The following is a 9,291-nucleotide window of genomic DNA, read 5'->3' as shown; positions in this document are numbered from 1 at the left end:
TGCACAACTGATGCACAAACCCATCCTAATTTATGGGGATATGGGTAGCTTTAAAAGTTACTTCGCAGCTTTTTTAGGACTGTGCCGGCATTATCTGTATGGTCACAAAATCATCTCGATCGCTGACCCACACTTTCACCAAAATTATGACGAGTGCTGGAAAACTCTGGTCAAGTTAGGCGTTCCCGGCTACGGCGCAAATCAAAACTTTCACGAAGTTGGCGCACAACTTAACGCTATGTACGATCGATTCAAAGTCCGCACTCTCAAAGATGATTGGTTGACCTCTATCTTTGATGAAATGACACAATATGGCTTTGAAGAAGGCACGGTAGAAGCTGCTAGTAAACTAACCCGAAAAGTTGTTGGCGACCCTCGCAAAGCTAAAGAAGCGCCTATCTTCATTGCTCACAACGATACTAACGCTGCTTTCGGCGGTGGAGAAGGTTTTAGCAAATCTGTCAATTCAGGAGTCATCAAACTTCAATTACGATCGAACAGCAAATATCAGCCACTTTTCAAAGGAACTATTTCGGGCATCAAGGATGAAGAAGGAGAGTGCATCAAAGATTTGCCTATTTCTATCTTGCCGGAATGGATACGTCCTGAATGGGTCTATGACTTATTTAATGGCTTTACTTCAGACTCTGATAATCAAGTTATTACTTCAGCCGTTGACCACATAGAATCTCAATCACAATCTCACTCAGAATCTCAACCACAATCTGAAACAGAAAGTCAGACAGAACCGGAAAAAGAATCAGATGTAGAGAGACTAAATCGGGCATTAAATCAGGCGGTGTCGTGGGATTATTGGTTAGCGGAATCAACGCCTGAAGAACTCGATCGACAAATAGGGTTACATCGATCGCACGCTGGTGAAAATTCAGATAATTTACCAGATAATTCGGCAGATAACTCAGGTGAAGAATTATCACCGTTTGATAACCTTATCAAAGCCGAGATAAGTCCAAAACCCTTACCCAGAGAGGATTATCCGGTTATCTGGGATGCGGAAGATTTCTCAAGATTACTGCCAAATGAGTCAGAAATAGCACTTTTTGACCGCATTTTGAAATTATCCGATAAATATACAAGTCCCAGCAAACTCATACAAATCGGTTTGGGTTTCACCCAGGGGAGAAGAAAGCCTCGAAGTTATTCAGATGTAGGTAAAAGGTGTTTTCAATACCTGGTAATGAAACACGGCTCACCTTCTCTGATTGCTAAATACAAGGATTACTTGGAAAAGAGGTAGGTTCATTTCGATCGATATCAAATGTCAGTCAATCAATCACACAAAAACTAGGAGACACAATGCGTAAACCAACAGCAAGCGAATCAGTATTTTTGGCGGGAACATTGACAACAGCTTTATTAGCAACTGGTGCAGTTGTCCCCGACGTAATCCAAGAATTACAAGAAGACGCGAAGCAAACAAGTGAAGAATTGAAGCGCCGAAACTTACCACATCCAGCCGATGTTTTCACTGCTGGATTAATTACAGGTTTGGTTGCTGGAGCGATCGGAGCAACAAAGGTTATATCGGATAAACTGAATACTCCCTAATTTATAACCACAAATAAATCTCATAGTAAAATCACAACTTAAAATGATTGTACTATGAGATTTATGGATGAATTTTACGGATGAAACTTATGAATCAGTTAACAGTTTTCCTGTTAGGTATTTTAGTGGGAGTTTTACTGATATTCTTACTCGGTCAGTTCATTGAGTAGATATTCAGGATGTGGTTGATACTTTCTAGGTTTCTCAACGCGAGGCTGTTTATTACTAAAGAAGCCCCAAACAATTAACGCTATTCCAGCGATAAGCTGACCTTTTTCGTTATCAAGGTATTTACAAGCTACAAGTAATTCGGCAATGCCTGCAACAGCTCCTAAAAGACTGGAGATAAGATCTAACTGATCAACAGTTAGTTTTCTATATCTTAATTTCATAATTAGTAATTGATTGAGTTAGATAGTTGAGTCTGTATCTTCAAATTGTTGTTCGATCGTCTGAATAACATTGCAAGTAGGCATCTGTAACTGTCTTTCAATAGCTTCAAGTCTACAATCTACCGTAATCGCTCGAAGTTTATTCACATCTTGCCATCGTCGCATTTTGTACCCAGCAGTAAGTGCATCACTCTCTTGTTTCTTCATTAAATCATAAGCAAATCTTTCAATCTTATGAGTTAAACTATCCTTAATTTGTCTAGAAGCTAACCAGAAAATATAGGTTGAAGCAACTGTGATAACACCGATCGAAGCAGCAATATAGTCAAGAGTTTCTTGTTTCATTTGTGCATAAATTACTGTTAGCGAGGAGCAAACAATTTATCACCCGGAATAATAGTTGTCGGATAGATAAACTCGGGGTCATGTCTGTATCTTGGGTCAGACATGACTCGATCCATAAAGTCAAAGTGTTCAGTAGAATCGCGACCGACGAAACACCCAGCCCCGGCAGTATGAATATCATCGACTGGATGATCCCAACCGTGGTGCTGATTGATGCCGAAGTAACCCTCATCGATCGCATCACCGGTTCTCATCATGTCCCTATTCCAATCCCGGTGCACTTTGACAAGTCCGACCTGGATAAGAGCTTCGTGGGGGTTAGAGTAGCCGTGAATTCCGACTTGCCATGCCCGATACTGCCCAAAGGCAATTCTGGCGGCTCCATTAGGGTTCATGGGGTTGTCAGTGTAGTAGTAGCCTGGTTCGGTTGTCGCTTCCCAAGCAGCTTCGATCGTCGGGATTCCTTTGTGAAATCCTAAAAGTAGTCGGGCATCGTTGAAATGGTTGGGAGTGTCGGCGTTAAGGGTTCCGTCCGGGTTCATCCCTTCCACATAAATTATGTTTTTTTCTCCCGGTTTCCGAGCCAAGTGATAATTTTTGGCTTCCATATACTTGACAAGTTTTTCAGCTAATTTCATAGTTTTTCAGGATAAGGTTAATTTTTTGAACTCGTTAGGAAGAATTAGGTCAGGGTCTGACCAAAGACCTAATTTCTTACGATTAGCGCTAGCAGTTTCGGTGATAATCCCTTTGAGTACAGCCAACTCTCGAATGTTGTAGGCGAAACGATTAAATGGGACAAAACTTACTCCCATTCCACTTTTGCATTGCAGGATTTGAATGTTGGTTGCCACCGAAATTTTCTCAAGGTAACAATCACATACCCAGCGATCGTATTGGTCTTTTTCGATCGGAATTAAAATTATTGGTTTGCCTGCGACCAACTCCATCAAGGCAGTTTTTGCTTTTTGCGCCCATTCCCAGTGTTTAAGTATTCTGGGGTCTGTGCTATTTATTCCTGACCTTTGAGCTTCAGGAGTATCTATCCATCGTAGTCTTACTCGTAAATCAGCACCTCGAAAGTCTAGGGTTAAAGTATCACCATCAAATATAAATTTTGAAAAACAGTTATATGCAGTTCCTGGAGTAATCATCAGCTCAGCCTCCGAAGTATTTTATTTATTGTAATTTACTTTTTAGGCTGATGAACTGCTATTAGCATTTAACCCAAATAGGTTGAATCCAAAGCCGTTTACTATCTCTCCAGCGCTTACCCTGACCTGATCCTAACACCCTCTAATGCCCTTGTCTCCAGTGGCTACACGGAGAGGAATGAGTTCCTTTTTTTGCGGATAATACCGAGAGAATTTGATAGTTTTTACCCAGCCATCGGGGATATATGACATTAAAAAAACTCCGATCCCTCGGCATAATTTCTTACTTTTAATTTTGATTGTGGAGTCAGTTACAGGCATTAATAACGCTGGTGTCAATTCCCAAATCGAGAGTATATTAATTACCAAATTGCGAATGGGTTGAAGAAAAACTTTATCATCGATCGAAATAGTATATTTGTTGAAGTTTTCGTTTTCATCCTAAATCAAAGTACCATCACTTTTAACACCAGTTTTTGAAGGCCACACAGTTTCATAAGAATCAACTGTGCAAATCTGAAAATATCGACTGTGTTTCAAGGCAAATGGTTTAATTTCGATATTACTCCACTTGCCATAATTCCAGCTTGGATAATCACAATCACTACACGAAACCGTCAGATAATCCACTTCAGTACCATCAGGCGTGTGAATTAAGCCTTTGGGTATGGCTAGCAGGAAACTAGGTAAGGATGGTTGCCAACCTCTCAGGATACCAGGTTTAGCAAGTGCATTTGTCTGATCGAATGCTGTAATTAGCTGCTGGGTCAAGCAATAAATAGGAGCATCTTTGATAAATCAGAGAGCTGTTCGGTAGCTATGGATGAATGCAGATAAATCAACTCTGAAATATTCAACTGTGCAACTTGACAAAGCTACTGAAATAATTCCGCTTAAAGTCTGCCAATTGATGTACTTCGGAGGCATTTTGTAAGCCCGATCGCCCCTAATTTCTTTGAGTAAACCTTTGTAGATATTCTCAAACATTTTCAGGCTGCGATCGCGATTAGGATTGTTTTCGTCAAAGATGATTGATTTTACTTTCATGATTTGGCTTCAAATGTTAACGTAAATGATTCGAGTTCTCTCCGCTGGCATCCGTCTCAAGTTGGCTTTAACTCCATAACTTAGACCGTCATAAACTGCCAACATATAATCTGCAGATCGACTCATTTCAATATCTTGACGTGGATATCGACCTACATCAATGATTTGATGACCGAAACTTAGACCGCTTCCTGTTTCATAAACTTTAACGTTGCGATATTCCAGAACATTTAGGAATGCTAAAGCTAGTTGATCGAAACCCCGATAGTTCCCGATTAAGATGGTAGCATTTAGCTTTGTGATATTATGAATTCGCGTCCACATTTCCGCGTTCATTTTCTCAAGTCTTTCGGTTCCCGTGAGAAATACTTGCATTGATTTAGGCTATAATTGATTTGGTTTTTACTGATCTAATTGACTGTTACAAGCGCGATGTAACAGTCACTTTTTCTGACAACTTTGCTAAATCCTTTTGAGAAGCATGGCAATTCGATCGTACCGATCAGCATGGCAACCGTTATCAAAAATGCCAAAGTTCTTTTGAGAATAGTTGATACCGAGTACCGAGATAATGCAGTAGTGACTGTAATAAGGGAATAATATTGAGCCTAAATATGGCTCCATATATTCCATTTCATACAAAGCTCTGGCGGTTAGTTTTTCATACTGTTGTTGGGTGTTTTGCCCTAAAAGTTCTAAGGTTTGAGTGTTCATTGAGCAAGGGTTAACTAAAAGACTGCTACTCTACAGCGAAGCTCCACGACGATAATAATTAAGTTTTTGGAGTGCTGTAAGTTGCTCGATCGACCACATATTGGCTAACAAGTGACCGATTTCATCGTAAGTTTCGTGAGATTTAGCAGCATCAAAGCCCTGAGTTTTATTGACGATCGAACAAGTGTTGCGGTAATAGCGAAATAATGCTTGTAACTCTGGTTCGATATTGAGTCTGTCCCAGCGTAGTCGGTTAGCTAATCTCAGAGCTGGTCGATCGTCTGGAATATCTAAAGGATGGATTAACCCATAAAAGGCAGCTTCTAAGTCGGAATTGTCAATTTTTGTGAGATAGGGCAGTGACATATTATTGTTCCAAAAGTTCACTACCCTACAGCGAAGCACTATTGACGCTACCTGGCACCACGACTGTAGTGATTTACTTTCCTTTCTTCTGTTTCTTGTTCGATCGACCACAGCTTAGCCAAACGCCGACCAATCTCATCATATTCTTCTATGCGAGAGTGGTAAAAACCATAACCTTGTCCTACATATCCTTCATCACATCCAAATGTTAGAAAGATAAAACATCGATCGTCATAGGAAGGGAACAGTTCACCCAATACGGGTTTAATATGTTCCTTTTCCCAGCGAAGTTTAGCTGTTAATTCCTGAAATACTAAGTCTGCATCAAATCTAGGAGTAGATTCAGGCTCAGGCTCAGGAAAGTTTTGATTTTTCTTGGGAATATGAATCGCCATTTTAAGTCTCCATAACTTACAGCTTTACAGCAAAGCACTATTTACCACGACTGTAGTGATTGATTTTCCTTGTTTCGGTTACTTGGTCGATCGGCCACATTTGTGCCAACCGCCGACCAATTTCATCATATTTTTCTAAGCAATCCCGATAATTGCCATAACCGGGTCCCACATATTTTTCGTCACAGTGAGGAGTGAGAAAGATATAGCAGTAATCTTTGTAATAGGGATAAAGTTCCTCTAACTCTGGCTCAATATTCTCTACTTCCCAAGCTAGTTTTGCTGTATATTTCGCGAACATTGATTTCTTTGGCTTGGATTCTGAAGCATTAGGGTTAGGCTCAGGTTCAGGGGACTTTTGCTTTTTCTTGGGAATGTGAATTGGCATATTAACTCTCCAAAAATTACAGTTTTACAGCTTTACAGCGAAGCACAACTCTAGTCTCTGCCCTATAACAGGACAGAGAGACAGAGTGGTAAGTGTTAAAAGCTATTAGAACGCCGGGGGTGATTGTGATATTGCCTTTCCTGTTTCCGTTGGCGTTCCCGATCGATATGGCAAGGAACGCAAACGCATTCAACTTCTAAATGGTTGACGGCATCGTAGCCCTTGTAGTGGTCATATTCATGGAGTCGTAGCTTGCGGGGCGGTACGCCATCGGGTCCTAAATGACCACAATCCACGCACGGGATATTACGGGCATGGGGCAATCTGTCGCATCTGACTGCGTAATTTACCCGGTTACGGGCTTGGGTTTTGTCGCCATCTCTACCCGGAACCTGGGAAAAGCCTCGGGATTTGCGTATCTCGATCGGAATAGGCTGATACCTTTTTCGTAGCTTGCGGGCGCGTAGCGCATCGAAGGCTCTGCGACAGCTTCTGCAACGGTTGTCTTTGCCGTCCCGCGCATTTTTGCTTTCATTAAACAAGTTCAGCTTTAGCCAGGATTTGCAAGAGAAACACCATTTCAGACCAGACTTAAGATTTTGCTGATATTCTTCAACAGAAATTCCAATCTTGGCAGCAGCGATTTTTTGTCCGCCGACTTTATTGAGTGTCATATTTATTGAAAGATTCTAGGCAGTAGAAAAGAAAAACCTCTGACAAACGATCGGCGCAGGTCAGAGGTTTTTATCAGGCAGGATTAGACAGAGAGAAAAGACGGCAACATTTTGAGCTGCGGGACAGGAAACTGACGAAATCTGACATCTTCGGGAAATTCTTCGATATTCCCGCCTTTTTTATCTTTGAGTATCAGCTTTTCGTAAGTAGTCGCTACTCCTTCGATATAGGTAGAACCGAGAACAGGATTTGAGCCAAGTTGTTTGACAAATATCGCCACGTCTTCAGCGTTTTGACATTGCTTAACCATGAATCGAATCCATTCGAGTTGACAAGCACGTACATCATGTCCAGATTCACCGCCGATAATTACCTGGTGGATCAAATCTAGCCATTCCTTCTTAAGTTTCACGAATTCCAGTAATGGCTCAGCACTCAAAAACCAAACTACTGCTGGGGTTTGTAGCAGATAAGGGATTCGCTCATTAGCAGTTTTCTGATTTTCGATCGTAGTGCCGAGCCAGAGATTCGGAATCGGCCAGACAAATTCTGCCTGGGGTAACTTCAGCTTCCGTCTCAATTCTTCAACAATTTTTCTGATTCGTTCTTTAGCCGATCGGAAATATTCTGGCATCCGCTCTGGGCGTTTTGTGAGCACCTGGAAGGTATGCTGAGGAGCTACCACCATATAAGCAAAAGCTAAATCAAGCCATTCAGTTCTGACCCAATGCCCGAAACAGTCAGTCATGGAAAACATGAAAACTCTTTCGCCTTTTTTCATTTTCACCAACTTTTCCATGACGATCGAGGAGAAAATCATGTTGACTGGGACTGTCCCGGTGTAGGGCAACCCACTGGCAAAGATGAAATAGTTGCTGAGGTTCATTGCCTCGGCGTAACAGTTCGCGCAGCCTGGGCTGATTTTCTCGCACCAGTGTCCGCCGTGTTTGCCATCGGCTTTGACCAAGTGGATTGGATTAGCTGTGATTCCGGTCCATTCAATATTGCTCATGTTTTTCAGGTTGTTGAGGGTTATCGCGCACTAATATGCGCGTATCGCTTGCGTTAATTAATGCGCGTATGTGTATATAGGAGAAGCTTCGGATTGGCTGATTGGATTTGAGATAGGGGGAATGTCGATCGGCTCCATCTCCGTTCGTAGCTGGCGGATGTGAAGCGCATCGAAGTTTTCACAGAAGATAGAGTAGTTTCAGTTCGATCGCCGGATTGATGACGATCGAACTGAACTAAGGTGAACTAAGGTGAACTAAGGTGAACTAAGGTGAACTAAAGTGAACCAAGAAGCTGATTGAGCCAGGATTACTCCCAGCTCAACACAGATTATTTACCTTTAAGTTGCTGTTGCTTGACAGGCTGTTGAGCTTCAATGACTTCAGCAGTGGCATTACCCGGTGCAATGGCTAAATGAGAAGGAGCAGCAGAACCTAAGCACATTGCCTGATTCTCAATGAGTCGAGGATCGGCACAATGAAGGATACCGTTCTTTTCATCATCAAAAATCATTCGAGCAGCTTTGACGGCAGCTTCTTCAAAAGGAGTTGAGATCGGACGAGTCGTGACGGCTAAGTAGAAGTAAGGGCCATAATTGCCTTCACTTTGCACCATCTCGAAACGGAAAATGTTCGAGAAATAAGCTTCTGATGCTTTTCGGAGTGCATATTCGTTGGGATCGCCTTCCATACCTTCTTGAACCCAAGAATTGAATGCTTCACGTCCAAAAGTTTCGACTAAGCCTTTCATCTTGTCCTGAGATTGACGATGGATGAGAAAGGTGCTTAACTCAGAGCATTTTTCATGAAAATGAGTCTTCATTCCTCCGGCGACTGGGATTCCCCAAACTTCGGTAAACTGTTCATTTTCATAGTGAGGTTTGAAACTTAGCGTTTTCTGTGCGATCGCGCAAATTGCCATCTCAACAAATTCACCACGGGTCAAGCCAGCTTTTTCGGCTTTACTGCTGTTCATTCCTTTAGTTTCGCCAGTGACAAACATCCCGAATTCCTTGGAGCAGTTCGCTCTATAACGGCTGGGGATTGTGGGAATGCGAAAAGCGAATCCGTCGATAACAATTGGGTTTTGCATTTGTTTTTGTTTCTGGTTGATTTGAGATTTGTTTCTGTTTCTGTTTTTGTTTCTGTTTAAGTTCCTTTGAAAAAAACTCAATACTTAAAAGCGAAGCAATACAATTACCTTGGCTTTATCTATTAACTTTACCGTAAATTTTG

16 protein-coding genes are annotated in these 9,291 nt (G+C 41.7%); 2 read left to right on the top strand and 14 right to left on the bottom strand.

The window, feature by feature from the left end; translation table 11 throughout:
- A partial coding sequence (locus QUB30_RS28620; RefSeq protein WP_333340810.1) for a hypothetical protein occupies nt 1-1,258 on the top strand: 1,258 nt, incomplete at its 5' end.
- A gap of 59 nt (nt 1,259-1,317) precedes the next feature.
- Entirely contained in the window at nt 1,318-1,569 is a 252-nt protein-coding gene (locus QUB30_RS28615) for a hypothetical protein (RefSeq protein WP_333340808.1), read from the top strand.
- A 146-nt stretch (nt 1,570-1,715) separates the two neighbouring features.
- Here the strand turns inward: QUB30_RS28615 and QUB30_RS28610 are convergent, their stop codons facing one another.
- From QUB30_RS28610 to QUB30_RS28545, 14 genes are all read right to left on the bottom strand, one after another.
- The gene (locus QUB30_RS28610) at nt 1,716-1,961 is read right to left on the bottom strand and encodes a hypothetical protein (RefSeq protein ID WP_333340805.1); all 246 of its coding nucleotides are present in this window, start codon (nt 1,959-1,961) and stop codon (nt 1,716-1,718) included.
- A gap of 18 nt (nt 1,962-1,979) precedes the next feature.
- Entirely contained in the window at nt 1,980-2,306 is a 327-nt protein-coding gene (locus tag QUB30_RS28605) for a hypothetical protein (protein ID WP_333340802.1), read from the bottom strand.
- A 17-nt stretch (nt 2,307-2,323) separates the two neighbouring features.
- Nucleotides 2,324-2,944, bottom strand: a complete 621-nt coding sequence (locus tag QUB30_RS28600; RefSeq protein WP_333340799.1) for a hypothetical protein — start codon at nt 2,942-2,944, stop codon at nt 2,324-2,326.
- Nucleotides 2,945-2,950: 6 nt separating this feature from the next.
- Nucleotides 2,951-3,460 carry a thermonuclease family protein gene (locus tag QUB30_RS28595; protein ID WP_333340796.1) on the bottom strand — a complete coding sequence of 170 codons (510 nt, stop codon included), beginning with the start codon at nt 3,458-3,460 and terminating at the stop codon, nt 2,951-2,953.
- A 441-nt stretch (nt 3,461-3,901) separates the two neighbouring features.
- Nucleotides 3,902-4,231 carry a hypothetical protein gene (locus tag QUB30_RS28590; RefSeq protein ID WP_333340794.1) on the bottom strand — a complete coding sequence of 110 codons (330 nt, stop codon included), beginning with the start codon at nt 4,229-4,231 and terminating at the stop codon, nt 3,902-3,904.
- Between the two features lie 27 nt (nt 4,232-4,258).
- On the bottom strand, nt 4,259-4,507 hold the full coding sequence (locus tag QUB30_RS28585) for a hypothetical protein (protein ID WP_333340791.1): 249 nt from the start codon (nt 4,505-4,507) through the stop codon (nt 4,259-4,261).
- A 9-nt stretch (nt 4,508-4,516) separates the two neighbouring features.
- Complete coding sequence (locus QUB30_RS28580) at nt 4,517-4,882, bottom strand: hypothetical protein (RefSeq protein ID WP_333142251.1); 366 nt, start codon at nt 4,880-4,882, stop codon at nt 4,517-4,519.
- 87 nt (nt 4,883-4,969) lie between these two features.
- Nucleotides 4,970-5,221: a hypothetical protein gene (locus QUB30_RS28575; RefSeq protein WP_333340788.1), complete on the bottom strand. Its 252-nt coding sequence runs from the start codon at nt 5,219-5,221 to the stop codon at nt 4,970-4,972.
- Nucleotides 5,222-5,251: 30 nt separating this feature from the next.
- On the bottom strand, nt 5,252-5,587 hold the full coding sequence (locus tag QUB30_RS28570) for a hypothetical protein (RefSeq protein ID WP_333340785.1): 336 nt from the start codon (nt 5,585-5,587) through the stop codon (nt 5,252-5,254).
- Between the two features lie 47 nt (nt 5,588-5,634).
- Nucleotides 5,635-5,982, bottom strand: coding sequence for a hypothetical protein (locus tag QUB30_RS28565; RefSeq protein WP_333340783.1), 348 nt, complete (start codon nt 5,980-5,982; stop codon nt 5,635-5,637).
- 37 nt (nt 5,983-6,019) lie between these two features.
- The gene (locus tag QUB30_RS28560) at nt 6,020-6,283 is read right to left on the bottom strand and encodes a hypothetical protein (RefSeq protein ID WP_333340780.1); all 264 of its coding nucleotides are present in this window, start codon (nt 6,281-6,283) and stop codon (nt 6,020-6,022) included.
- A gap of 182 nt (nt 6,284-6,465) precedes the next feature.
- Complete coding sequence (locus tag QUB30_RS28555; RefSeq protein WP_333340777.1) at nt 6,466-7,044, bottom strand: hypothetical protein; 579 nt, start codon at nt 7,042-7,044, stop codon at nt 6,466-6,468.
- 83 nt (nt 7,045-7,127) lie between these two features.
- Complete coding sequence (locus QUB30_RS28550) at nt 7,128-8,057, bottom strand: DUF5131 family protein (RefSeq protein WP_333340774.1); 930 nt, start codon at nt 8,055-8,057, stop codon at nt 7,128-7,130.
- Between the two features lie 329 nt (nt 8,058-8,386).
- Nucleotides 8,387-9,148, bottom strand: coding sequence for a hypothetical protein (locus QUB30_RS28545; RefSeq protein ID WP_333340771.1), 762 nt, complete (start codon nt 9,146-9,148; stop codon nt 8,387-8,389).
- Nucleotides 9,149-9,291 lie beyond the last annotated feature (143 nt).

Origin of the sequence: Microcoleus sp. BROC3, from assembly GCF_036702515.1 — a bacterium.
Classification (GTDB): domain Bacteria; phylum Cyanobacteriota; class Cyanobacteriia; order Cyanobacteriales; family Microcoleaceae; genus Microcoleus.
This window is presented reverse-complemented; position numbering and strand designations above follow the sequence as displayed.

What these genes read in the sequence shown, in the direction of transcription:
- QUB30_RS28605 (WP_333340802.1), bottom strand. Translation starts at nt 2,306, where the DNA reads ATGAAACAAGAAACTCTTGACTATATTGCTGCTTCGATCGGTGTTATC.
- QUB30_RS28595 (WP_333340796.1), bottom strand. Translation starts at nt 3,460, where the DNA reads ATGATTACTCCAGGAACTGCATATAACTGTTTTTCAAAATTTATATTT.
- QUB30_RS28615 (WP_333340808.1), top strand. Translation starts at nt 1,318, where the DNA reads ATGCGTAAACCAACAGCAAGCGAATCAGTATTTTTGGCGGGAACATTG.
- QUB30_RS28610 (WP_333340805.1), bottom strand. Translation starts at nt 1,961, where the DNA reads ATGAAATTAAGATATAGAAAACTAACTGTTGATCAGTTAGATCTTATC.
- QUB30_RS28575 (WP_333340788.1), bottom strand. Translation starts at nt 5,221, where the DNA reads ATGAACACTCAAACCTTAGAACTTTTAGGGCAAAACACCCAACAACAG.
- QUB30_RS28560 (WP_333340780.1), bottom strand. Translation starts at nt 6,283, where the DNA reads ATGTTCGCGAAATATACAGCAAAACTAGCTTGGGAAGTAGAGAATATT.
- QUB30_RS28565 (WP_333340783.1), bottom strand. Translation starts at nt 5,982, where the DNA reads ATGGCGATTCATATTCCCAAGAAAAATCAAAACTTTCCTGAGCCTGAG.
- QUB30_RS28585 (WP_333340791.1), bottom strand. Translation starts at nt 4,507, where the DNA reads ATGAAAGTAAAATCAATCATCTTTGACGAAAACAATCCTAATCGCGAT.
- QUB30_RS28570 (WP_333340785.1), bottom strand. Translation starts at nt 5,587, where the DNA reads ATGTCACTGCCCTATCTCACAAAAATTGACAATTCCGACTTAGAAGCT.
- QUB30_RS28545 (WP_333340771.1), bottom strand. Translation starts at nt 9,148, where the DNA reads ATGCAAAACCCAATTGTTATCGACGGATTCGCTTTTCGCATTCCCACA.
- QUB30_RS28550 (WP_333340774.1), bottom strand. Translation starts at nt 8,057, where the DNA reads ATGAGCAATATTGAATGGACCGGAATCACAGCTAATCCAATCCACTTG.
- QUB30_RS28580 (WP_333142251.1), bottom strand. Translation starts at nt 4,882, where the DNA reads ATGCAAGTATTTCTCACGGGAACCGAAAGACTTGAGAAAATGAACGCG.
- QUB30_RS28600 (WP_333340799.1), bottom strand. Translation starts at nt 2,944, where the DNA reads ATGAAATTAGCTGAAAAACTTGTCAAGTATATGGAAGCCAAAAATTAT.
- QUB30_RS28555 (WP_333340777.1), bottom strand. Translation starts at nt 7,044, where the DNA reads ATGACACTCAATAAAGTCGGCGGACAAAAAATCGCTGCTGCCAAGATT.